Source organism: Pseudoalteromonas sp. SG45-3 (genome assembly GCF_014164075.1).
Classification (GTDB): domain Bacteria; phylum Pseudomonadota; class Gammaproteobacteria; order Enterobacterales; family Alteromonadaceae; genus Pseudoalteromonas; species Pseudoalteromonas distincta.
The window spans coordinates 1-26,044 of sequence record NZ_JACJEN010000033.1; the positions used below are offsets into that span (position 1 = coordinate 1).

Sequence of the window (26,044 nt, forward strand, 5' to 3'; positions counted from 1 at the left end):
TATTATCTTCAATTGGGTATATTTCACCAGCTCAATATGAAACAGACTACTATGATAATTTAAACGAGTCAGGTAAAGTGGCCTGACTTAAACAAACTGGTCTCCGATGAACTCGGGGCGATTCAAAATGATCGTAATCTTGTCTGAACTAATACAGTTCAATGCTGTTCTTGGAAACTTAAGGCGTTAATAACTAATCCGTGAGGCGTTAGCAAAGAATCAACTTTCTGGTTAAGTTCTTATAAATAAAAAAGCGAGTAAATATAAATCCACTCACTTTATAATTTTGTTAGCTAGGTCTTAACCATCACTAGTAATTTTATCGATTAACTCACTAAGCACGGCTTCAGCTTTACTTGTTTCTACTTGGCAAGTACCTGCATTTAAATGGCCGCCGCCGCCGTATTTAAGGCACAGTTCGCCAACATTGGTGTTTGAACTGCGGTTAGTTATTGATTTACCTATGGCATACACTACATTTTGCTTTTTAAGGCCCCACATTTTATGAATCGAGATATTGCAGTCGGGGTACATGGCATAAATAACAAATCGGTTTGTGGCGTAAATTGTTTCTTCTTGAGTTAAATCAAGGACCACTAAGTTTTTATGGACGGTAGCGCATTGAGAAATTTGCTCTTTGGCTTTTTCGTTATGCTCGTTATATAAAGCAACACGTTCGGCTACGTCTTCCATTTGTAGGATTTCTTCGATGCTCTGATCTTTACACGCATCAATCAGTTTCATCATTAATTGGTAATTTGAAATTTTAAACTCGCGAAAACGGCCAAGTCCAGTTCGCGCATCCATAATAAAGTTCATTAATACCCAATCGGTTGGGTTTAATATTTCGTCTTTTGAAAACTGAGCAGCATCGCCTTTGTCTACCGCGTCCATCATTTCAACAGAAATATTTGGAAGTTTTTCAGCGCCGCCATAATAGTCATAAACTACGCGAGCTGCTGATGGGGCTTTTGGGTCAATAATATGGTTTTTTATGTCGCTTGAGTTGCGAACGGTTTCGCTAAGGTGATGATCGAATGCTATATGACAGCCTGCAACGTAGGGGAGGTTGGTCGTAATGTCGTTTTCGGTAATGTCTATTTTGCCATCTTGCATGTCTTTTGGATGAACAAATAAAATATCGTCAATTAGGTCTAAGTCTTTGAGCAATACGGCACAAACTAAGCCATCAAAATCGCTGCGAGTGACTAGTCTAAATTTATTATTGGGCATAGCTATTCCATCTTTTTAATTGAATTATCAATTAAGTGTAACAGCTAAATTTTTTTTTGAGAGGTAAGCTTAAAAAAATTATAAAAAAAAGCCAAAACGTTAGTTTTGGCTTTTACTTAGCAAGTTTGTATGTGTGGTAAATAGGTTATGCGCCTGGGCCACATTCCATACATGAATTTACAATGTCTGGGCCAAATTTAAGTTTGGCGTTTAAGTCGCGAAGAGCGGTGCGTAACCCTTCTTCAATTACTGGGTGGTAAAATGGCATATCAAGCATTTCTGGTACGGTCATTTTGTTGCTACCGAGCTTATAACCAAGATGACGCATATAACAACTTTACACCGATAATAAGTTTTTAGTGGACTGTTGAACAATGTCCATTTGTTTGTGCATTAAATCTCGAACAGCCCTGAGTTCTCGGGGATAAATATAGCCTCCAGAGAGTATATCTAGACTTAGCATTTCAGCTAACCGGCGTGCATCACTATGCTCGTTGGTATATTTTTAACCAGAGTATTGCTGGGTTGCAGCTGGATTCGCTAAGTGAAGTTTAAACTTTGCAGCTATTAATGCATCAACTAACCAATACAAATTAAATGTTGATTCAACAACAAGTCCTGCTAGCTTGTATTTATAAGGGGCTAAAAAGATAAAATGACAGAGATGTCATTATTTAAACGATTGCAGTTAAGCGTTTCACCCTGTTCATTAATGATAGGAATTACACTATTATTTGAATGCAAGTCAACTCCACCCCACCATATAGTTTTATACTAAGCTCCTCTGATAACGTTTATGTCTTGGTCAACATAACTATATCGAAAAACTCTAGGAGCTTTGTATATGATCATCAAATTTTGACTTTATACATCACAATTTTGCCTTGTCATTGTGCTATTTTCTTAGCGCTATAATAGATCACTTATTTAATGCAATTGCTATTAGTTGATTGAGCGTAGCCCATTTTTGTTTGTTCCTTTTTTAGTCTCTTTCATCAGTTTTTGTTCAGTTTGCTTATTATAGTGTGTCCCTAGAGTAGATTATTAATTGCTCGAGCTTGGGTTAGTATATGCTTTCACCTTGCTTTTGCTCACTCAAAAGAAAGGGAAATACGATAATGAAACAAATGGCTTCTTTTTTTCATTTATTAATGCGCGCTTTTTTACCGATCAGTGCATTGATTGTGTTAGTGCTAGTTCTGTTTTTAAATCCTTATAATTACCTCTCAATATTCGTCATCATTATTGCTGGTTTTTTTGTGGCACTAGGCATTAAAGACAGGTTGCAAACTAGTAGCACGTTGCTTAGAAATTATCCGGTAATAGCATGGATAAGGCACATATTTTACGACTTACGACCATTTTTACGCCAATACATTGTGGAGGATGATTTAGAAGGTACACCTTACAGTTTTGAAGCGCGTAATCTTATTTATGCTCGCTCGCAAGGTAAAAGTGATACGCGGCCTTTAGGTACAGAACGCAACGTAAAAGAAGATGGTTATACGTGGGTTTGCCACTCTATGGCACCTAAATCTCAGCCAGATACTAAGCCAAGGGTAACTATTGGTAATGAGCAATCTAGCCAACCTTATGAAGCATCCTTATTAAATATATCGGCAATGAGCTTCGGTGCATTATCGGGTAGAGCAGTTGAGGCATTAAATAAAGGCGCTAAAATAGGTGACTTTTATCATGATACCGGGGAAGGAGGGCTTAGTGAGTATCATAAAAAGCATGGTGGCGACATTGTATGGGAGTTAGGCACTGGCTACTTTGGTTGTCGCGACGAGCACGGCAATTTTGATCCAAAGCAGTTTGCTGATACTGCACAAAGTGAACAAGTAAAAATGACTGAAATAAAACTCAGTCAAGGTGCTAAACCAGGCCATGGTGGCTTGTTACCAGGCTCTAAGGTAACTGAAGAAATAGCCCGCACCCGTAAAGTTCCCGCTCATGAAGATTGTTTGTCGCCCGCTGGGCACTCTGCTTTTTCAACACCCGTTGAATTACTTGAATTTGCACAACATATGCGTGAGCTTTCTGGCGGTAAGCCAGTAGGGTTAAAGCTGTGCGTTGGTATGCCCCACGAGGTTATGGCGTTGGGTAAAGCTATGCTTAGCACTGAAATTTACCCTGATTTTATTGTGGTCGATGGCGCAGAAGGCGGTACGGGCGCTGCACCTAATGAATTGTCGGATTGGGTTGGTATGCCTTTAGAGGATGGTTTAGTAATGATGCAAAATATGTTAGTGGGTACGGGGTTAAGGAAGCATATAAAGCTCGGTGCCAGTGGTAAAATTTATAATGGTATGGGCATGGCTAAGCATATTGCTTTAGGCGCTGATTGGTGTAATGCCGCGCGTGCGTTTATGTTTTCCATTGGTTGTGTGCAAGCTAAGCGTTGTGACAAAGGGACGTGCCCTACGGGGATCACCACCCAAGATCCACAGCGCCAACGCTCGTTAGATATAGAAATACAATCACAAAGAGCAGCGCTGTTTCATTCTAAAACGTTAGCTGCATTAGGTGAAATTGTGGGCTCCTGCGGTGGCGTTCATCCTAGTGAGTTAGATCCCCATCAAATTATAACGCGCATAGATGCAGCACAATCTAAGTCAATTATGGAAGTCCATCCATTTTTACCTCCTAACAGTTTGCTTGATACCCCTGGCGATACAGCGTATTGCGATTGGTGGGAAGCTGCTTCTAAAGATACATTTAAGCCAATTAAAAATTTAACCGATGCAATGGGAACAACGTTATTAGCACATAAAAGAGGACATTACTAATGAGTACAACAGTTTCACACGTTATAGCAGACACTCTCGTACAAGCGGGAGCAAAACGTTGTTATGGTATTGTTGGCGACACAATAAATCATTTTACTGATGCGATTAGGCACACCGATTTAAAGTGGGTCAATGTACGTCATGAAGAAGTAGGTGGCTTTGCCGCCGGTGCAGAAGCTTATATGACAGAGCAGCTTGCTGTTTGTGCTGGAACGTGTGGACCTGGCAGCTTACATTTTGTAAATGGTATTTTTGAAAGCCACCGTAATGGTGCCCCTGTTGTTTTAATAGCCTCCAACATTGATAGGGCGGAGGAAGGAATGGATTTTCCACAAGAGTTGGACCAAACCAAAATTTACGAGCAGTGCTCTGTATTTTGTAAGCGTATTAGCCACCCAGATCAAGCTCGGCGTATCGTAACCCAGGCAGCTCAAGCGGCATTGGCACACAAGGGGGTGGCGGTGGTTGTAGTTAATGGCGATGTATTTAAGGAGAAAATAGATGATGATTTGCCTTGGTCGGTTCACCAGCCTCAACCGGTTATTCGTCCAAGTGACGACGAACTCAAAAAGCTTGCTGGTATGATTCTCGATGCAAAGCGCATTACCATTTACGCAGGTATTGGCGCCCGAAAGGCGCATGATCAACTTATTACTTTGGCAAAAAAGTTAAACGCTCCGATAGCTCATAGTTCGCGAGCAAAAGAATTTGTAGAGCCTAATAACCCTTTTAACATTGGTATGACAGGGATTTTAGGAAATCTTGCAGGAGTGCAAGCAATGAGCGATTGCGATTTGTTAATTTGCTTAGGTTCTGACTTTGCCTATACCCAATTTTATCCTGAAAAAGCCCTTATTGTGCAAATCAATAAAGAGGCTAACCATTTAGGGCGCCGTTCGCCTATCGAACTTGGTTTAGTGGGCGATGTTAAAGATACTTTAGCTGCGTTAACCCCACTACTTGAACAAAAATCAGATAATAGACATTTGAATGAATCGCTTGAGCAGTGGAAAAAAGACACTCAGGGCTACAATAAAAAGGCAAAACACGACTCTGACCTTATTCACCCGCAGTACCTGGCGCAGCTACTCAGTGAACAGGCCACTGATAATGCTATTTTTACCGCCGATGGAGGAAGTCCAATGGTTTGGTTATTAAGGCATTTAAAAGCTACAGGAGAGCGCCGTTTTTTAGCCAGTTTATTGCATGGTACTATGGCAAATGCGTATCCTCAGGCATTAGGAATTGCAAATGCATATCCTGATAGGCAAGTAATAGCAATGTGTGGCGATGGCGGGATCACCATGTTATTGGGAGATTTACTTACCTTAGTGCAAGAGAAAATAGCAGTTAAAATTTTAATTTTTAACAATGACTCACTCGGCTTTGTAGAAATGGAGCAAAGGGTAGAAGGCTTACTTGATAGTTACACAGGTCTCTCGAACCCTAATTTTGCTCTATTAGCACAGCAAATTGGCTTGCACAGTTGGCAAGTATCAGACCCTGATGAACTGCCTTCAACGATGCGCGCATGGCTAGATGCAAAAGGACCGGCTTTATTAGAAGTAAAAGTAAATAGAATGGAGTTAGTCATGCCGCCTAAAATAGAAGCAGGGCAGGTAGCCTCTACGGCTTTATTTGGCCTTAAAGCAGTACTAAATGGTCGTACTAACGAAGTAGTGTCGTTACTCAGAGATAACTTTATTAAATAATACAAATCTGCTTATATAGAGAGTCTATCTAACGTTAAGAAAATTGCGCTAGAACTAGGTGATGTTTTTATCTTTTTTGGTTCGATTAACAATTAAGTGTAACAACTAAATTTTTTTGAGAGGTCAGCTTAAAAAAATACATAAAAAAGCCAAAACAGATGTTTTGGCTTTTGCTTAGCAAGTTTGTATGTGTGGTAAATAGGCTATGCGCCTGGGCCACATTCCATACATGAATTTACAATGTCTGGGCCAAATTTAAGTTTGGCGTTTAAGTCGCGAAGGGCGGTACGTAACCCTTCTTCAATTACTGGGTGGTAAAATGGCATATCAAGCATTTCTGGTACGGTCATTTTGTTTTGTACAGCCCAAGCTAATAAGTGAGCGATGTGTTCGGCTTGTGGGCCAATAAATTCTGCACCTAAAAATAAGCCTGTGCCTTGCTCTGCATATACACGCATATGACCTTTGTTTTTAAGCATTACTCGGCTACGGCCTTGGTTTTCAAAGCTTACTTCGCCTACTTCAAAACAACCGCATGGGCCTAATCGGTCAGTAATTTGCTTGTAGCTTTCGCCTACCATTGCTATTTGTGGGTCGCTAAATACAGCTGCAATTTTTGCTCTGCGCAGACCTATACGTACATCTGGGAAGCGCCCTGCATTTTGACCTGCAATAGCACCTTGGTCAGATGCTTCGTGTAACAATGGGAGCATGTTACTTGCATCGCCTGCTATAAATATGTTCGACTCACCACACTGCATTGTATGTGTGTCTGCGTGCGGTACGCCGCGTTCATCAAGTTCAATGCCTGTGTTTTCAAGGCCTAGTTTATCTACGTTAGGTACTCGGCCTGTGGCTGCAAGTACGTAGTCAAACTGTTCGGTGTGTTTTTCACCTTGTTTGTCGGTGTAAGTTAGCTGTGCTTTGTCGCCAACTTGCATCATGTCAGATACGTTTGAGTCGGTATCTACAAAAAATTCTTCAGCAAAAACAGTATTTGCGTAGTCTTTTACTACTGGATCTGTAAGTGGGCCAATTGCGCCGCCTACACCAAATAGTTTTACATTTACGCCTAGTCGGCTAAGTGCTTGGCCAATTTCAAGACCTATTACACCAGGGCCAAATACAGCGACTGATTCTGGTAGGTCATCCCAATCAAATACGTCGTCGTTTATAATAAGTTTGTCACCAAAGTTATTAAATACGTCAGGGTATGAAGGGCGTGAACCGGTGGCAATTACAAAGCGTTTTGCTGTAATAATTGTATGGTCGTCTATTTGTACGCGGTTTGCGTCTAAAAATTTAGCGTAACCACGAATTTTATCACCATCTGGTAATTCATCTACGGCTTCTACTACGAATCCTGCAAAACGATCTCGTTCACTTTTAACGCGTGCCATAACTGCTTTGCCATCAATGACAGGCTTTGAGCTATGAACACCAAATGCAGGTGCCATTTCAATTGCGTGTGCGGCTTCGGCGGCTGCAATCAATAACTTGCTTGGCATACAACCAACACGTGCACATGTGGTGCCGTATGGGCCTGATTCGATCATTAATACATTTTGTGTGAACTGTTTAGCATTACGATAAGCACTTAAACCAGCAGTGCCAGCGCCTATAACAACAACATCGGTTTGCAATTCTTTCATAGTGGTATCCTTTATTATTTTCAATCTAAGCGATGAGATTGATATAGAGGGGCGCGTACGCCCCTGCTATTTTTTACTTAATTAAGCAAAGTATTTTTCTAAGTCGTCTGAACCACCGATGTGCTTACCACCAATGAATATTTGTGGAACAGTGTCACGACCAGATACAGCTTTTAGACTTGTTAGTGATGCGCCTGCACCCATAACAATCTCTTCATATGCGAAGCCTTTTTCTGCAAGAAGCTCTTTTGCTTTTTTACAAAAAGGACAGCCAGGTTTAGTAAAGATGCTTACAGGTTCTGGTTTAGCTTGCTTAGGGTTGATGTAATCAAGCATTGTGTCTGCGTCAGATACTTCAAACGGGTCACCTGGTAAATCTGGTTCGATGAACATTTTGTCAACCACGCCATCTTTAACAAGCATAGAGTATCTCCAGCTGCGCTTACCAAAGCCTAGATCGTTTTTGTCTACTAACATGCCCATGCCGTCAGTAAATTCGCCGTTGCCGTCTGGTAATAAAGTAATGTTTTGCGCTTCTTGATGCTCAGCCCATGCGTTCATTACAAAGGTATCGTTTACTGATAAACATACAATTTCGTCAACGCCGTTTTGCTTAAGTACGCCTGCTAATTCGTTGTAACGTGGTAAGTGAGTTGATGAACATGTTGGTGTGAATGCACCAGGTAGTGAAAACACTACAACCGTTTTACCTTTAAAAATTTCATCTGTTGTTACTGATTTCCATTCGTTATTTTGACGAGTTGCAAATGTAACACTTGGGACTGTTTGACCTTCGATATTGTTTAACATAGTTTTTTGTTCCTCTTGATTTGTTGATAGCCATTATGGCGAACAATTAAATATAGTTCCAATCGTTTGTTTGTATTAAACTGATAGTTATAAACTATCATGCGGAGCTGAATATGAACTTAAAAGATTTTGAATATGTAAAAGCAATAGCGCAATACAAGCACTTTCGCAAAGCTGCCAATGCATGTTTTGTAAGTCAGCCTACATTAAGTGGCCAAGTAAAAAAACTCGAACATGAGCTTGGCGTTACTTTATTTGACCGCTCAACTAAACAAGTTACGTTAACAGCAAAAGGTGAACGTTTGTTGACGCAAATAGAGATTATTTTAGAACAAACGCAAATACTCAAAGAACTTGCTGCTACTTCTAACGAACCTCTACAAGGTAAATTAACTATTGGTATTATTCCTACCATTGCGCCTTACTTGTTGCCTGCGTTATTAACATCAATGAAAGCGGCATTTATTGGTAGTCAGTTTTCGTTTATTGAGATGCAAACAGCAACAATTTTAGAAGCTTTAAATAATGGCGAACTCGACTTTGCTATTTTAGCCGATGTGCCAGAGCTTATTAATTACCATACGGTTGCTTTATACAAAGAAGATTTTTTAGTGGCGGTATCACAAGATAACGCGCTTTCTAAACATAAAAAAGTGGCGTTGAGCGACCTTCAAGGGTGCAGCCTTCTAATGTTAAGTGATGGTCATTGCTTTAAAGATCAAGCCCAAAAGTTTTGTTTTTCTGCGGGAGTCGATGTATCTAACCAGTATAAAGGTAATAGTTTAGAAACATTATTAGCGTTAGTGGCCATGGATGACGGTATTACATTTGTACCAAAACTGGCATGTACCGACCGTGTAGGGATTGATTACTTGCCTATATTCCCTAATCAGCAGCGTAATGTGGTGTTTGCATGCAGAAAGCATTATCCGCATTTATCGGGTGTAGAACAATTGGGCAAGTGGTTATCGGCTCACCCTAATTTAAAAGCTAAATTAACTAAAGATCTTGGCTGATTATTTCTACTACATCGTTAATTTGCACGCCAGGTAGTGGTTTGTCATCAATACTGACAGCTACTGCAGTTTGCTGATAAAGCTGCTCAACGCGAATTTTATTAAGCGTGGTGATGGTGTGTGGCATAACATTACCTGCCGCGTCGGTTAAATAGTTATGGTGCGCAATGCTTAGCATCTGGCCTTTTTTCAAACCATGAGCTTTACCTAAATTAATAACAATTTTGCTATTTTCCATGTGCATTATTTTGCCTTGAGTTGGCAAACACGCCATGGCTGCTTGAATGTCATAACTTACTGCTTGGTTGATATCGGTTATGCTTTGCCCATAAGGCGATTGCCAAAACCTATCACTATTAACGTCAACTATGGTTGTTTTTTCAAATGGCCAAATTGCTTGAGTATGGTAACTATTTTGCCAAAGTTGCTCATAGGTAGTGCCATCAAATAATACAAATTCAATGTTGTAACTGCGCTCGTACGCCTCGTCTTGCCAAAATGCATAATCGTTATTGAGTTTGTCGCTAGTTGAAAGGCTGGTTATTTGGCTAAGCAGTACATATTGAGCGTTACTGCGCGAAGATATTTCTTCTAATTGGGCATTTGAATAGTCGTGCTGCTGCGAAAAGTACTTATCAACGCTTATTGCATTATTATAGTAAGCAATAGGTACTGCGCTCATTTTTGATTTTTGCAGGGAAGTAAAAATATTTTTGCTAATAGCTTTGCTTACGTCAAATATTTGACCCATTTTGGCGTGTTCACGATGAACAAGTTGGCTTTGTGTAACGGCCACAAACTTATTAAAACTATTTTGTGGGCATTGCTCTGTTTGAGAAAAAATATCGAGCCGTAATGTAACGGCAAATTTATTGTCGTATTTATTTTCGCTGACCAGTTCAATTTTTTGAATTTCGCCGTGGCTGCTAATTTTTAGCTGATCTTGCATCAACACGCCATCTACCAAGGTTTGCACAGAGCTAACCCGTGCGCCAGAGAATACTAACGCCTGTGTAATCGCATCTTTTATAGCGGCAGATTTAGCAGCGCTTGTATCACCATTTTGGACGTTCGCGTGACCTGTTGATTCATACCACTGTGCTTTAGTAAAAGGGGAGAACGTTAATAATGCCGTTGCACTTAACCCTGCAAATGCCAATGATAAAAACGACTTCATAATTTTACTCCAATTAAACGTTAGCTATTAACTAGGTAGAGCAAGGACTGTACCAATGTTATTTGGTAATTATTAGTAATGCTATAAATGGCATTAAACGTGCATATGTACTGCTAATTACTATACAAGGGCTAAATGCTATGCGAGCAATTTCATTACTTATTACACTTGGGTGTTTAACCTTAGGTGGTTGTAGCAGCGTTTTTGATAAGCATGTTGAATATAAATATGTAGAGCCAAATAATTACCCAGTTTTAAAAGCGATAGGGTATGCACCTATTAGCTTGCAAAAAGGTGCTAACTTGTCGCAAAAGCAACTTATGGCCATTAAGGCTTCTAAGCTTGAAGCTTACCGCGAGCTTACTGAGCAAGTCTATGGGCAAAAAATTACCGCAGGAACAACGGTGGAAGGCTCAATTGCTCAAGACGATTACTTAGAAAGTAAAGTGCAGGGGCTTATTAAAGGTGCACAAATAATTAAAACTTACGCAGTAGATGATACTTACGTGACCGAGCTTGAGCTTAATATGAAGCGTGTGCACGATTTATACATAGGTGAAGTAAAACCACGCGAAGTTAAAAAAGTAACGTACTACTAAAAAAGTTATTCAAAATATCTCATCCTCTTATATTGAGTGCTATGCTGTTGTTAGGATTAATTTTAAGCAGATTGCGTAGTGCTCAACAGATGTATTTTATTGCCACTTATATTAACAGTGGCTCTGTAAATGGCGATTAAGCCAAGTCATTTAAATCCTCAATTATTTATATGGTGCAAAGCCAATTTGCGCTACCTATTGCTGTTTTTTGTACTCTCCAGTGGTGTGCTTGCAAGCCGACTAACTATTCAATTTAATACCTTTATAGAGCTCATGGGTCAAAAATATGGACCTGCGCGAGCGGCGGTTGCACGCAACTGGCAAAGCATGTTGGTGCAAACTCAAAACAAGCCAGAGCAACAACAAATTCTTATTGTTAATGATTTTTTTGCGCGTAATTTACGCTACCAGACAGATATTTTGCTATGGAAACAAAACGATTATTGGGCAACCCCTTTAGAAACATTAGGCAGAGGCCTCGGTGATTGTGAAGATTACGCAATAGCAAAATATATCAGCTTAAGAGCGTTAGGTGTGAGCGACGACAAGTTACGCCTTATTTATGTAAAAGCAAAAATTGCGGGCACTAACAAAACGCAAGCGCATATGGTGTTAGGTTATTTTGCTACACCAAACGCTCAGCCACTTATCTTAGACAGTTTAATAACAAAGGTTTTACCTGCTGCAAAACGTGTAGATTTAAGCCCTGTTTTTAGCTTTAACAGCCAAGGTTTATGGGCTAATAATTCAACCAAAAGTGTAGCCAGCCCAACAGCAAGACTTTCACGCTGGCGTAAAATTTTGGAGCAGACAACCCAAGAAGGAGTTATGTGGTAATGGCATCATTTTCCTTATCTAAGTATCTTAAAAAACGAAAAATAACACTCAGGCAAGAGCTATGGATTGCATTATTAATTGTTATTTTTGTGGGCTTTATAAGTAGTGTTTTAATTAGTACTAATTCGGCTAAAAGTTATTTTTCGACCCAGCTGTACTTAAAAAATGTAGATAACGCTAGCTCACTTGCGTTGATGATCAGTCAATTAGACAAAGACCCCGTTGAGCTTGAATTATTAGTTTCAGCCACATTTGATACCGGTCACTATAAGCGAATAGAGCTACAAAACCCGAATGGTGAGGTGATTGTTAAACGCACATTTACCGATGAGCTTAAAGCGACGGCTCCTAAGTGGTTTAGGGCAATGTATGGATTAAATGTTCAACCAGGAGTTGGGCAAGTAAATAATGGTTGGCAGCAATTTGGAACTTTGTTTATAGAAAGCCATAGTCAATATGCTGAGCAAGCCTTATGGGAAAGTGCGCTTAAACTATTTTTTAGTTTTTTAATTGTCGCTTTTTTTGCTTGTATAGTTAGTGCTTACTTTTTAAGTAGGATATTAAAACCGCTAGATGATGTTGTGTATCAGGCTAATGCATTTGGTGAAAAACGTTTTATTAAATCCACCGTCCCTCGTACATTTGAGTTTGCGCGTTTAGTGCAATCTATGAACCAATTATCTACCCGTTTTAGTCGTATTATTAAAGAAGATAGTAAACGTTTAGAAGAGCTTAGATTTAAATCACAACACGATGAGCTAACTGGTTTAGCAAATAGAGAGTACTTTGGTGCAACGCTTGAGGCCCACTTACAAAAATCGAAAGATCATGCCCATGGCGCCTTATTTTTATTTCGGGTTGTAAACCTAGATAAAATGAGCGAACAAATTAGCCGTGTAGAAATGGTTAATTTCTTACGTCGTTTTTCGCAGGTTTTAATCGAGTTTTTAGAATCAAATGAAGCACACTTCTCAGAAAACTACATAGCCCGAATATCACATAATGACTTTACAGTACTGTTTAGTGATACTGATGATATTGAGGTATTGAGTGAAAAAGTAGTTAGGCTTCATGAATCTTTTATTGAAGAGTATAAAAATATTGAATTAGCTATACCGCATAGTTGCACTTACATCCAAAAGAATGATACGCGGTTTGATGTATTAAAACGAGCAGATGAACTTTTAAAATCAGCCGATAATAAACCCGGTGTACAAGCAAAAGTAAGCGACAATAAGCAAAAAAGTGAGTTATTTGATGATGCAAGAAGTTGGCAAAAGGCAATAGAAGAAGCCTTAGATAACAAAACACTCGAAATTAATGCGTTTCCAGTAACGAGCTTTTCAGGGCAGTTAATGCAAAATCAATTAGGGCTGAGCCTAGAACTTGGTGGGCAAGTATATCGTGCAAGTTATTATTACCAGTGGGCTAATCGACTAAAGTTATTAGCGCGTTTAGATTGGGGTTTAATCAAGGCGTTGGTTGCCCAGTACAACGCTGAACCACCAAGTGAACTGATTTCGGTTGAATTATCTGCACAAACACTACTTGATGATGCTGCGCTTGCTTCGATACTTACATACTTGTCAGCGTTTCCTGATTTAGCCTCTAAAATTTGTTTTGATATTCGTGAAAGTATTGCCGTTAGCGAAATTGAGATATTCAAAGATTTTTGTGAGCAGGCACGGTGCATGGGCGCTAAAGTAGCATTAAAACGTGTAGGCCCTGAATTTACTAAAATTAATAAAATTCAGGAGTTTGGTCTTGAAATGATTAAGGTTGATAGCGTTTACGGCCACAATATTAGTTACAGCCAAGATAACCAAACATTCCTGCGAGGAGTGTGCACGTTAGCGCATTCAATTGGCATTAAAGTGGTGGCTCAAGGTGTAACAAGTCAAGATGACCTCGATACACTTATTAACTTAGGTTTTGATGGGGTTATCAAAGAGTAAGTAACAGGCATTAACCGTGCGGTTAATGCCCCTTTACAACTAACATTAATTGAATGCGGTCGCGTACTTTTAGCTTATTAAATATAGAGCTCATATGCTCTTTAATTGTACGCTCCGTAATACTTAAAGATTCTGCAGCTTGCTTATTAGTTGCACCTGTTACAACAATATCAACTACTTGGCGTTCTCGTTTTGTGAGTAACTCAAGCTCGCATGTGCTCGCATATTTAAACGGTGTATTTGATAAAGCTCCCACTAAATTAGATAGTAATTGTCCTGGTAACCATATTCCGCCAGAACAAATAGTCTCAAGTACTTGTTCAATAATTACTTTAGTGGCGAGTGCTTCTACGTATCCTTTAGCTCCTGCTTCAAGCGCACTCCTTAGTTGATTTATTTCTAGTTCGTTGGTCATAACAATAACGAGTAAACGTTGTTGCGAATACTTTTTAACGAGCTCAAGCCAGTTCGGTGTACCGGCTAAAACCCAAATAATACTTGATGCCGTTACTCTGTTTGGTTCTTTTGTGCATATTAAACAACCAGGAAACGCTGCACGCCAGTGCTTCGATTCAAATTCAGGCTGTGTAATAAAAATACTTTGGCGCATTATTTCTCCATTTATTAAATGCTTAACGCTCTGTCATTGCTTGCGATGTAGCTCTAAGAACTGGTTTTAAAAGATACTCAAGTACGGTTTTTTTACCGGTAATAATATCCACTTGAGTGGTCATACCTGGAATAATAGTCAGCTCTTTTGAAAAGTTATTTTTGGTGGTTTTTAGTTGCACCAAATAAAAGGTATTCTCACGATCATCTGTAATGGTATCGGCGCTAATATGTAAAACCTCTGCCTCAAGGCCTCCATATACGGCAAAGTCGTAGGCACTAAATTTTATCATCGCAGATTGCCCAGGGCGTAAAAATGCAATGTCTTTAGGCGGAATTTTTGCCTCTACTACAAGTTGATCGTCAAGCGGGACAATTTCCATAACATCACTACCGGGCTGTAAAATACCGCCAACAGTATTAACTAATAATCGCTGTACAGTGCCTTTAACAGGAGAACGTATTTCAGTTTGAGTTACTTTATCGGCCAAGCCAGATTCAGTTTCTTTAATTGAATCTAGTCGAAGTAGCGCTTCGGATAGTTCATTGTTCCAACGGTTAATCATAACGAGTTCAACTTCGGTTACTTTATTTTTAGCTTCGTTAATGGCCGAAAGGCTCCTATTTATAACTGCCTTGGTTCTGTTTATCTCGCCGTTTAGATCAACTATTTGGCGCTCTAAACGAATAATATCTATATCTGAAATAGCACCCGTGCGTAACAATGGGCGAGTAACAGAGAGCTCTCTGTTTGTTAAGCGCAGCGCGCTCGTATGCTGCTCAAGTGCCGCTTTGGCTTCAATGTAATCTTGGTGTCGCTGCTCTAGTTGGCGTTTGTGAATACTTACTTGTTGCTCTAATTCTTGGCTGTTACTCAAATAAAGAGAACGCTCATGTTGCACAACTCTAGGCGCATTTTTAATAACAGACTCGCTAAATACGAGCTCCTTTTTTTGAGTGAGTGCTCTGAGCCTCGCTACTTTTGCGCTTAACGACTCAACTTTGGATTGGTTTTCTCTAAAACTAGAAATAAAGCGGGTAGGGTCTATTTTAATGAGTACATCACCCTCATTTACTATTTGCCCCTCTTTTACATTTATTTTTTCGACCATACCACCATCATAAGATTGAATAAGTTGTAATTTATTGGAGGGAATAACACGCCCCTCACCACGAGCAACTTCATCTAAATTAGCAAAACCAGACCACACAATAAGGCATATAAACGTTAAACAAATTAAATAGAGCAATAACCTAGCGCTTGCTGGCTCCTGTTGCATTTTTTCCCACTGAGCATCTACTACCCAGTCTTGGCTGTTAGGCGGAGAAATCCATCCTTTAAATAGTTTATTAAATACTGATGGCTTGCCTTGTTTTCTTGCTTCTATTGCTCTGCTAACAGATTCAAAGGAGCGCTGTTCAAGTGGTTTTTTATTGTCACTCATGAGGCTTGCTCCACTGTCTTATTATTTAACGCTGCAATTACTTTTTGTTTTGGTCCATCAGCAACTACTTTTCCGTTATCTAAAACTATAATTCGGTCAACAAGCTCAAGTAATGATGAGCGGTGAGTCACCACGATTAAGGTTTTATCTTTAGAATAACCCTTTAAATTGTTAATAATTTTACTTTCACTATTATGATCTAGCGATGAGGTTGGCTCATCTAGTAATAGTATTGGAGGGTCGTTAATTATGGCTCTTGCCATACCTACAGCTTGGCGCTGGCCACCTGATAATTGACGACCTTGCTCGCCTACTTGTAAATCAAATCCGTCTGGGTGCGAATTAATTAAATCAAATAATTGGCTTCGCTCACAGGCTTCAATAATTTGCTCGTCTTTGGCATGCCAAGCACTCATGGTGAGGTTGTCTTTCAAGGTTCCATAAAACAGGGCAACGGTTTGTGGTAGGTAGCCAATATTATGACGAAGCTCAGCTGGGTCAATTTGATGTATATCATTATTGTCCATCAAAATTGATCCTGAACAGGGTTCGTATAGTCCTAAAACAAGCTTTTCTAATGTACTTTTACCTGAGCCATTACGTCCTAAAATGGCGACTTTTTCACCGGCTTTAATTTTAAAACTAACGCCGTTGAGCGCATTATGAGATTCGTCAGAGTATTTAAAACATACATCTTTAAATTCTATATCGCCCTTTAAAATAGGGTGGCTTAACCAATGCTTACCAGGTGGACGCTCGACCTCTTTTTCCATAATCTCGTTCAGTGATTGCATTGCTATTGCGGCATGATGATATTGTGCTAAAACAGCGGCCGACTGCCCGATTGGGCCCATAGCACGAGACGATAATAGGTAGGCTGCAATTAACCCGCCTTGAGTTAGCTCACCTTCAATAACGAGGTGTACGCCTATTATCATTATTATTACGCCTACGCATTGCTGTATCCATGATGCTGTATTTGATATAGAGCTAGAAACGAGTCGGCTATGTGCGTTTACTTGTGCAATGTAAATGGTCGACTTTTCCCATACAGACTGTGTTTTACACTCTGAGTGAAAGCTCTTTACATCTTCAATATTGGTTAAGCTTTCGACTAATACTGCATTTCGCATTGAGCTTGCTTTCATTGTTTGTTCTGAAAGAGCCTCAAGTTTGCGGTGTGCGGCTATAGCGTAAGCTAATAATATAAGTGCGCCCGCGATAATAGGTAAACTTAGAGGTACGCCAATAATGGCAATAACAATTAAATACAAAACTACGAATGGCAAGTCTACTAATGCGACAAGTGTTATGGAGCTAAAAAAGTTACGTACAGCTTCAAATGATTGAATGTTGCTAGCAAAGGAGCCTGCGGACGATGGGCGGTTTTTTAGTTTCATACCTAATACCCGCTCCATTATTACAGCCGATACTTTGACATCTATTCTACTGGCAGCAAGCTCTACAAAGTAGCCTCTTACTAAGCGCAAAACAAAGTCAGCAGTGAGTGCTATTAAAATGCCAATGGCAAGTACCCATAAGGTTTCTGTTGCGTGGTTGGGCACTACGCGGTCATATACGTTCATTACAAATAAAGGCATAGCAACCGACAAAAAGCCCAAAGCAACAGCCGAAATAATTACGTCTTTATAAAGTGAGCGGCATTCTTTAATTACTCCCCAAAACCATCCATCTTTTGATAGTTTTTCAAGTACAGGTGTTCGCTCATCAAATGCAAACTCTGGTTGAGCATAAATAACTAAACCTACACTGTTAGCAGCTAACTCATCAATGCTTTGTTCGATAACTGATTCTGTAAGTTCTGGGTAAATTACACTCACCAACTGTTTATCGTAATCAATAGAATTAATAACACAGGCTTGGTTATCTTTTAAAATTAAGATAGCAGGTAGCAGTGCTGTATTAATTTTTTGTAATGGCTTATTAACTACTTTTGATTTAAAGCCGATGCGCTTTGCTGCGCGCGAAAAACCTGATGGAGTAAGATTTCCATCAGTTAGAGGAAGTCCATTTAATAGTGCTTCTCTTGAAAACTCTTTACCATGATGACGACATAAAACTGCTAGGCAGTCAACGAGGATGCCACCATGATCAAGTACATCGTTTAATTCCATACACCATCCAATGTTATGTAGAACTGCATAGGATTGTTACTAGTAAACCTAAACTCGACTTAAATATTTCATGCCGAGTTTAGGTTATTTACATAACGTTAATTGTCTTTAGGTATCAGTAATTACAGCTTCGATACGTCGATTCGCAGCATTTGCTCTTACTGATATTTCGTTTACACGTGGTTGATCGATGCCATACCCGAACGATTTAACACGTTTAGGTTCTACATCGAATTGCTTAATCAGAATTTCAGCTACGGCAAACGCACGTTTTTCTGATAGTTTACGGTTATATTTACGGTCTCCATCTAAAGAGGCATGACCTTGTATTTCAACCTGTTTAGTTGGGTTCTCTTTTAAAAAATCTGCAAGCCGACTAATTTCTTGAATATATTGAGACCTTACATCGCTTGAATCAGCAGAAAAAGGAATACCAATTTCTATATTCGAGGTTGATGCGCTATAAATTGTGCAACCAGATAAATCTACATTTGTACTCAAAGGTGTGCTTGGGCAAGTGTCTTGCTCATTTGGTACGCCGTCACCATCATCATCGGTAAAGCTGCTTGCTGTCGTGTCGGTTTCCAGCGGTATATCTAAGTACCTTGGCATAGCCGTTACACTCATGTATGCATTATCTTGCTTAGCTTTTTTTTGAAGAAATGCCTTGCGGCTAAAAGTGGTTGCTACATCGTAACTCGGACAGATATTTTGTGCGTTATGAACAATAGGGTCGTCAGTTAGCTCTTTTAATGTAGGGTATTTATCTGACATCACGTTAAGTGCTGGCAGTAATTTCCCCATTTCTTTTAGCATAGTTAAAATAGCTGATTGACGGTCGTAAAGCGCCACTATGTATGAACGTGTTGATTGAAATGACTCGTTTTCGGCATCAAGTACGTCTAGTAGAGTTCGTTGGCCTATATCGAATTGATCCTTATATGCAATTTTAACTTTAGTTGATGATTCGCGGTGTTGATCAAGCGCCGGTAACTTTTGCTCTAATATAGTGACGTTGTAATAAGCAATTTGCAGACTCTGACGAATATCAATACAAGACTGATCGCGTTGATATTTTGCAATGTTTATATCCTGATAGGCTTGTTCTAAATTGGCATTATCAAGACCACCATTATATAAATTATAGCTAATATCGATGCCGACTCGCGCTTCTGTTCTGGTTTCATTTTGACCAAGTTCATCTCTATCTTGGCTACCGTAGCGGGCAGATAAATCTACGTTAGGATGAAACGCTGCTTTTTGTGCTTTTGCGTTCGCTTTTTGTGCTTCAATATTATACAAAGAGGCGTAAAATGAAGGGCTATTTTTGTAAGCGACGTCTAGCGCTTGATTAACTGAAATTGGTATATTTTTTTCATCAAGGTCAGCTTGCTTTATATCGTTCATAGGAAGCTCTCCTACAACCCTTAAGTAGCGAGCGCTTACATCATGTAAATTTGAGTACTCCGTTAATACGTTAGATTGTGCTAAAGATAAGCGCCCACTAATTTGTTCTAGATCGGCAGCGCGCGCTACACCAGCTCCTACACTTTGTTCTATTTGTTGATATACAGACTCGTGCTCTTGTAAATTTGCTTCTGCAAGTTGTACTAACTCTTTGAATTTTTGTACGTCGAGCAGGGCTATTGAGGCTTCAAGTGCTGTTTGTTCTGTTTGAGAAATAAGCTCAAAGTACCTAATGAGTTGAATGCGTTTAAAGCGATCAACAGTATTCGAGGTTCTAAAACCGTCGTAAAGCATTTGAGTAACACTTAACTCGGCTGTATTACGGTTATATTCTTCTTCAACACCGTAATTTCTTCTTTCATAGCCCGCGCTTGCTGATACATCAACACTTGGTAAATAACCTGAGCGGGCAGCATCTACTCCATAAATCGAAGATTTAAAAGCATGCCATGCTTCTTGTACTTCAGGATTGTTTTCAATCGCTTTACTTGAGACATAGGTAAGTGGCATTGCTGATTGTTCATTTGCATGCACATAGTTTAGTAGAGTTGCGGCTGTAATCGTTAGTCCGATTAACATAGTCTCTTGATGTTTCTTAAAAGTGTTTTTTGTAATCATTTCTTCCTCTTAGATCCTGTTAAGACCGTAAATACTCCCTTAAGTATTTAGTAAAGGAATACTATTTTTGCAAGTAATCGTTTTGGTTAGCATAAAAAAAATTTTCTACCACTTTCTTGTTGATTTTTTATTTTTTGAATTTTTCTTTTAAACCTGTACTTGAGTACAGTATCTATGTGGCTTTTTTGTCCTACCTTTAACTTATTAGATTGTTATTTTAAAAAGTTTGAGGGTACCAAAATGGAAGCAAATCAACTGGTAGTTATTGATATTCAAGGTTCGGCAGGTGTGGTGCTGGATGATGGGTCAATAAGAGCATTAAATGTTGGTGACATTATCACCGTGGGTGATTTAGTTGTTACTGCTATTAAATCGTCTTTACAAATTGATGTGCAAGGTGAAACCTTATCTATACCCGCAAATCAAAAGGTAAAAATAACACCAGACTTATTAGCGAAAGAAGCCAGAGATTCTAGCGAAACAACTGTTTTTGATGAAAGTTTAGATGAAGCAATTGCAAGCTTAGATTTAGGGGCAGAGCAAGACCCATCAACAGCGGCTAATTCTGATGTAACAGATTTTTTAGATGCGTTAGAAGGTGATGGGGACATTCTAGATAATTTAGAGGCAACAGCCGCTGGTGGGGGTAACGCTGCGGGTGCAGATGGAGGCAGTTCGTTTGTACAGCTAACCCGAATTTCTGAAAGTGTTGATCCTAGTAGTGTTACTTTTGATTCATCTTTTGAGCAAGGCGCTACTGAAGCTTTTAATTTAAGAGATACCTCTGACGGTATTGTGCCTGATTCAACTACTGCATCTATTTCACTTAATGAGCTAGGTATTACTAACTCATCACAACCCACAATCACCGGTACGAGCGAAAACTTAATCGGCGAAACGGTTAATGTAACGGTAACTGATGTTGATGGAAACTCTCAAGTAGTTAGTGTTGTAATTGGCCCTGATGGTACCTTTGAAATAACCCTACCAACACCAATTGCTGATGGCCCTGTAACGGTTGTTGTTGAAGCGACGGATCCTGTTGGTAATCCTATAAACGACACTATTTCAATTGAGGTTGATACAACACCTCCACTTATTGCTATTGATCCTGTTGCCGATTCTGCTTCGCAAATAGTGACAGTGACAGGGACAGTATCTGGTTTGAATACTGGGGATAATGTATCAGTCACGTTAACGGATAGTGCAGGTACGGTACAAACAATAGTTACTCAGGTTGATGCTCAAGGAAATTGGGTAATTACTACCACCTCACCTTTATCTGAAGGGGAGTTTAACGTAAGCGCTGTTGCGATTGATGCAGCTGGAAATCAAGCTATAGACCAAGCTTTAGCGAATGTAGATTTAACTGCTCCGGTAATCACCGTAAATGTAACTGATGAAACAAATAACTCAACACCACCACTTGTTGGAACAACAAATGGTGTTCCTGAGGGCACTCAAGTAACAATTACTGTTACAGATAGTGCAGGACAAATACAAACATTAACTGCAGTTACCCAAGCCGATGGAAGCTGGAGTGTAGAAGTAGGGACTCCTTTACCTGAAGGTGATTTTACTGTTGATGCACAAGTAAGCGACAGTGTAGGAAACTTAGCATTAGCAAGTGATTCAGGAGTAATTGATTTAACGGCGCCTTCGGTACAAATTAATAATATTAACGACACTCAAGACACCACGCCAACGATTACAGGTAACGCGCAAGATGTACCTGCAGGCTCTATTATTAGTGTGGTTATTACCGATTTTGATGGTCAAACTCAAACATTATTAACCCAAACTAACGCTGATGGGGATTGGTCTATCGACGTAACTACGCCATTGGCTGAAGGGCAGTTTGAGGTTGATGCAAGTGTAAGTGATGCTGCAGGTAATCAAGCCCAAGCAAATAACCAAGGTGTTGTTGATTTAACAAACCCTGATATTACCGTTACTGCAATTGCTGATACTAACGATACTACACCAACATTTGTAGGTAGGGTAGAAGACGCTCCAGCGGGCTCTGTAATTACAGTATTAGTAACCGATATAAACGGTAACGTACAAACTTTAACTACTTTATTAAATGAAGATGGCACATGGAGTGTTGATGCTAGTGAAATCTTGCCAGGTGGTGAATTTACCGCAACTGCGTCAGTAACCGATGCTGCGGGTAATGAGGCATCTGCGCAAACAAACGGCGAAATAACGTTTGCTCCTATTTCAATTCAAATCGATGCAATTGCTAATACTAACGATACCACTCCATTTTTAAGTGGTAACACCGGTAATGTGCCTGCTGGTACAACCATTACTTTAACTATTACTGCAAGCGATGGCAGCACATTTACATTACTAGCAGTGACGCAAGAAGATGGTTCGTGGTCTGCACAAGTAACAACCCCTCTGCCTGAGGGCGACTTTACAGTAGTTGCTGCTGTTATAGATGACTCGGGTAATGAAGCGCAAGCAAGTGCAGTAGGTAATGTTGATTTAACTGTAAGTATTAATTTTATTATTGATACTAACGATACAACACCAACAATTAGCGGCTCTACACAAGACGTAGAACCTGGTGCGGTAGTAACCGTTACATTTACAGGAAGCGATGGCGTAGCAGAAACCGTGCAAGTAGTTACTGGTGCTGACGGAAGCTGGTCAGTTGAGGCAAGTAATGAATTAGTTGAAGGCCAGTTTAGTGTGGTTGCAACTGTAACTGATGCTGCGGGTAATACAGCTTCTGCAAGTGAAACTGGAGAAATTGATTTAACAGATCCTGCAATCACGATTAATCCTATTGAGGATACGAATGATGTAACCCCATCTGTAAGCGGTAATGTAATTGATGTACCTGCAGGGACCGAAGTTACATTAGTAATAACTGACAGTGAAGGTAATGAACAAACACTTACAACAACTACAAATACAGATGGTACATATACAGCGGATATTATTGCAGATCTCAGTGAAGGAGATTTCACAGTAACAGCGAGTGTTAGCGACACTGCAGGCAATAGCAGTACGGCAACTGTTACAGGTACGGTTGATTTAACCGCACCAAGTGTGACTATTAACAATATCGCAGATACAAACGATACAACACCTACTCTTACAGGCTCTACCCAAGGATTAGCATCGGGCAGTGAAGTGACTTTAACTGTTACTGATAATCTAGGGGCTGAGCAACAGTTAGTTACTACTATAAGTGCGGATGGTACTTGGAGTATTGAGGTTCCAACTGCTTTAAGCGAGGGGGATTTTACCGTAACTGCTAATGTATCTGATAATGCAGGTAACGCAGCTCAAGATTCACAATTAGGCACAGTTGATACCACCCCTCCTTTAGTTGCAATAAATGACTTTGCTGATTCAAACGATACAACGCCTACATTTAGCGGAACAACAAGTGATGTAGCTCCGGGTAGCCTTGTTAGTGTTTTAGTTACTGATGCAAATGGTGAGTCACAAACATTGACGGCGGTTGTGTCAGAAGATGGAACTTGGCAAGTTGGTGCAACTCAAGCTGTTGCTGAAGGCGATTTTACAATTACAGCAACAGTAACAGACGCTGCGGGTAATGAAGCAAGCGATACTGTTAGTGGAACAATTGATTTATCAGCTCCAATTATAGCAATTAATACAATCCCAGATAGCGCCGATACTACTCCAACAATTTCAGGTTCTGTACAAAATGTACCAGCCGGAACAACTGTTACGTTAATCGTTACAGATGCTGGTGGTAATACACAAACAATTACAACACAAACGCTAGCCGATGGTAGCTGGACAGTCGATACTACTAATGAGCTAGTTGAAGGTGACTTTAGTGTTAATGCCATCGTTAGTGATGAAGCAGGTAACCAAAGTGAAGCTTCTGCACAGGGAACTATTGATAATACCGCACCAAATATTACGATTGATGCACTGACGGATAGCAACGATACAACACCAACTATTTCAGGCACCGCAACGGGCGAACCAGAAGGCACGGTTGTTACTATTATAGTTACGGATGAAGCAGGTAACCCACAAAGCATAACCACAGAAGTACAAGCCGATGGCACATTTAGTGTTGATGTTCCAAATGAATTAAGTGAAGGTGAATTTACTGTTGAAGTATCGGTTACCGATACAGCAGGTAATGAAACTACCGCAACAACAACAGGCGAAGTTGATACTGCCGCGCCAACAGTTATTATTGACCCAGTAGGTGATACTAACGACACCACCCCAACCATTTCAGGCACCGCAACGGGTGAGCCAGAGGGCACAGTTGTTACTATTACAGTAACTGATGAAGCTGGTAATCCACAAACTATCACCACTGAAGTACAAGCTGATGGTACCTTTAGTGTTGATGTACCAAATGAATTAAGTGAGGGTGAGTTTACGGTTGAAGTATCGGTTACCGATACAGCAGGTAATGAAACTACCGCAACAACAATAGGCGAAGTCGATACTGCCGCGCCAACAGTTATTATTGACCCAGTAGGTGATACTAACAACACCACCCCAACCATTTCAGGCACCGCAACCGGTGAGCCAGAGGGCACGGTTGTTACTATTACAGTTACTGATGAAGCAGGTAATCCACAAACTATTACCACAGAAGTACAAGCCGATGGCACCTTTAGTGTTGATGTACCTAACGAATTAAGTGAAGGCGAATTTACTGTTGAAGTATCGGTTACCGATAACGCAGGTAATGAAACCACAGCCACAACAACGGGAGAAGTTGATACCACAGCGCCAATAGTTACTATTAATGCACTAGGCGATACGAGTGATACAACACCGACCATTTCAGGCACGGTTAGCGGGGAGCCTGCTGGTTCAACCATAACTTTAACAGTGACCGATGCTAATGGTGCAGTACAAACAATTTCAGCACAAGTAATTGCAGACGGAAGTTGGACAGTAGAAGTACCTGCGGCTTTAGCTGAAGGGGCCTACTCTGTAGATGCAAGTATTAGCGATAGCGCTGGTAATGAAGGCACAGCAAGTGCTTCAGGCACAATTGATACAAGCGCATTGACTATTACCATTGATGTTATTGGCGAAACTAACGATCAAACACCTCAAATAAATGGTGATACTTTTAATGCACAAGTTGGCTCTCAAGTTGAAGTTCAGATCACTGACTCAGCGGGTGGAATAATTACTTTAACTACGGTTGTTGATGAAAACGGACTCTGGAGTGTTACTCCGCCAGCCGATTTGGCTGAAGGCACCATTTTAATTAGTGCGACAGTAACAGACATAGGTGGTGGAAGCGCAAATGCAGAGCTTGATGCTGTAATTGATATTACGCCTCCAACCATACAAGTAAATGAACTAGAAACAAGTAATGATACAACACCGGTTATTTCTGGTGACACAACTGACGTAGTTGCAGGCACAGTTATAAATTTAACGGTTACTGATTCTCAAGGGGTTGTTCGCACATTTAGCACAACAACAGATGCAGATGGTAATTGGAGTGTTGAACTTTCCCAAGAGTTGGCCTCGGGCGATTATTCTGTAGAAGCTGAAGTATCTGATGCTGCTGGAAATAGTGCTTCAGATACTGCTACAGGCATTATAGATACATCAGGACCTAGCTTAACCGTTAACTTTGATACTGTAACTAACGACTCAACACCTACTATTTCAGGCACTAGTGATGCAGACGTTGGTACCAGTATCACAGTTGTTATTACAGATGATAACGGGGTTGAACAAACACTTACCACCACAGTAGATGCAAATGGTAACTGGGAAGTAACTCCACAAACAGATTTAAATGAAGGTGATAACACCATCGAAGTGAGTGTATCTGACGAAGCAGGAAATACGACAACAGTTACAGATACAATTACGTTAGACACGCAAGCGCCAATACTCACCATTCAAAACGTAGGCGATGTTAGCGACTTAACACCCGAGCTGCAGGGCACCAGTAATGAAATTGGTGGCACTGTTACACTCACCATCACCGACAGCGCAGG

The 26,044-nt window shown here is 40.1% G+C and carries 15 protein-coding genes and 1 pseudogene; 7 read left to right on the forward strand and 9 right to left on the reverse strand.

Annotated features, from left to right (window positions below; translation table 11 throughout):
- Positions 1 to 300: 300 nt before the first annotated feature.
- Together H5126_RS20570 and H5126_RS20575 are read right to left on the reverse strand one after the other, a co-directional pair.
- Positions 301 to 1,233 carry a hypothetical protein gene (locus H5126_RS20570; RefSeq protein WP_002961341.1) on the reverse strand — a complete coding sequence of 311 codons (933 nt, stop codon included), beginning with the start codon at positions 1,231 to 1,233 and terminating at the stop codon, positions 301 to 303.
- Between the two features lie 145 nt (positions 1,234 to 1,378).
- Positions 1,379 to 1,534 (reverse strand): annotated as a pseudogene (locus H5126_RS20575) (dihydrolipoyl dehydrogenase); the annotation flags it as partial.
- A gap of 817 nt (positions 1,535 to 2,351) precedes the next feature.
- On the opposite strand from H5126_RS20575, the gene H5126_RS20580 reads away from it, so the two are divergent.
- Both H5126_RS20580 and H5126_RS20585 read left to right on the forward strand, forming a co-directional pair.
- A complete protein-coding gene (locus tag H5126_RS20580; protein WP_220490830.1) occupies positions 2,352 to 4,025 on the forward strand; it encodes an FMN-binding glutamate synthase family protein in 1,674 nt (557 codons plus the stop codon).
- Complete coding sequence (locus tag H5126_RS20585; RefSeq protein WP_182721283.1) at positions 4,025 to 5,737, forward strand: thiamine pyrophosphate-dependent enzyme; 1,713 nt, start codon at positions 4,025 to 4,027, stop codon at positions 5,735 to 5,737. The genes H5126_RS20580 and H5126_RS20585 overlap by 1 nt, the downstream gene beginning before the upstream one ends.
- A gap of 203 nt (positions 5,738 to 5,940) precedes the next feature.
- On the opposite strand, the gene H5126_RS20590 is transcribed toward H5126_RS20585, so the two are convergent.
- Together H5126_RS20590 and H5126_RS20595 are read right to left on the reverse strand one after the other, a co-directional pair.
- Positions 5,941 to 7,389, reverse strand: a complete 1,449-nt coding sequence (locus H5126_RS20590; RefSeq protein WP_182721282.1) for a dihydrolipoyl dehydrogenase — start codon at positions 7,387 to 7,389, stop codon at positions 5,941 to 5,943.
- Positions 7,390 to 7,470: 81 nt separating this feature from the next.
- Positions 7,471 to 8,199 carry a glutathione peroxidase gene (locus H5126_RS20595; protein WP_182692706.1) on the reverse strand — a complete coding sequence of 243 codons (729 nt, stop codon included), beginning with the start codon at positions 8,197 to 8,199 and terminating at the stop codon, positions 7,471 to 7,473.
- Positions 8,200 to 8,312: 113 nt separating this feature from the next.
- Between H5126_RS20595 and H5126_RS20600 the strand changes: the two genes are divergently transcribed.
- Entirely contained in the window at positions 8,313 to 9,215 is a 903-nt protein-coding gene (locus H5126_RS20600; RefSeq protein ID WP_182721281.1) for a LysR substrate-binding domain-containing protein, read from the forward strand.
- Here the strand turns inward: H5126_RS20600 and H5126_RS20605 are convergent.
- Positions 9,199 to 10,392, reverse strand: coding sequence for a flagellar assembly protein FlgT (locus H5126_RS20605; protein WP_182692704.1), 1,194 nt, complete (start codon positions 10,390 to 10,392; stop codon positions 9,199 to 9,201). The genes H5126_RS20600 and H5126_RS20605 overlap by 17 nt on opposite strands.
- A 140-nt stretch (positions 10,393 to 10,532) precedes the next feature.
- Between H5126_RS20605 and H5126_RS20610 the strand changes: the two genes are divergently transcribed.
- The 3 genes from H5126_RS20610 (at position 10,533) to H5126_RS20620 (ending at position 13,783) form a co-directional block, all read left to right on the forward strand.
- The gene (locus tag H5126_RS20610; RefSeq protein ID WP_024593173.1) at positions 10,533 to 10,991 is read left to right on the forward strand and encodes an LPP20 family lipoprotein; all 459 of its coding nucleotides are present in this window, start codon (positions 10,533 to 10,535) and stop codon (positions 10,989 to 10,991) included.
- Between the two features lie 129 nt (positions 10,992 to 11,120).
- Complete coding sequence (locus H5126_RS20615) at positions 11,121 to 11,828, forward strand: transglutaminase-like cysteine peptidase (protein ID WP_182692702.1); 708 nt, start codon at positions 11,121 to 11,123, stop codon at positions 11,826 to 11,828.
- Positions 11,828 to 13,783, forward strand: coding sequence for a LapD/MoxY N-terminal periplasmic domain-containing protein (locus H5126_RS20620; RefSeq protein WP_182721280.1), 1,956 nt, complete (start codon positions 11,828 to 11,830; stop codon positions 13,781 to 13,783). The genes H5126_RS20615 and H5126_RS20620 overlap by 1 nt, the downstream gene beginning before the upstream one ends.
- Before the next feature lie 22 nt (positions 13,784 to 13,805).
- Here the strand turns inward: H5126_RS20620 and H5126_RS20625 are convergent, their stop codons facing one another.
- The 4 genes from H5126_RS20625 to H5126_RS20640 form a co-directional block, all read right to left on the reverse strand.
- Positions 13,806 to 14,393: a response regulator transcription factor gene (locus H5126_RS20625; protein WP_182721279.1), complete on the reverse strand. Its 588-nt coding sequence runs from the start codon at positions 14,391 to 14,393 to the stop codon at positions 13,806 to 13,808.
- Between the two features lie 22 nt (positions 14,394 to 14,415).
- Positions 14,416 to 15,837: an HlyD family type I secretion periplasmic adaptor subunit gene (locus tag H5126_RS20630; RefSeq protein ID WP_138488692.1), complete on the reverse strand. Its 1,422-nt coding sequence runs from the start codon at positions 15,835 to 15,837 to the stop codon at positions 14,416 to 14,418.
- Positions 15,834 to 17,972: a type I secretion system permease/ATPase gene (locus H5126_RS20635; protein ID WP_182711536.1), complete on the reverse strand. Its 2,139-nt coding sequence runs from the start codon at positions 17,970 to 17,972 to the stop codon at positions 15,834 to 15,836. The genes H5126_RS20630 and H5126_RS20635 overlap by 4 nt, the downstream gene beginning before the upstream one ends.
- Before the next feature lie 108 nt (positions 17,973 to 18,080).
- Positions 18,081 to 20,057, reverse strand: a complete 1,977-nt coding sequence (locus H5126_RS20640; protein WP_182693282.1) for a TolC family outer membrane protein — start codon at positions 20,055 to 20,057, stop codon at positions 18,081 to 18,083.
- Between the two features lie 240 nt (positions 20,058 to 20,297).
- Here H5126_RS20640 and H5126_RS20645 point away from each other — a divergent pair.
- Positions 20,298 to 26,044, forward strand: a 5,747-nt coding sequence (locus tag H5126_RS20645; protein WP_182721278.1) for an Ig-like domain-containing protein, incomplete at its 3' end; no start/stop codon positions are given.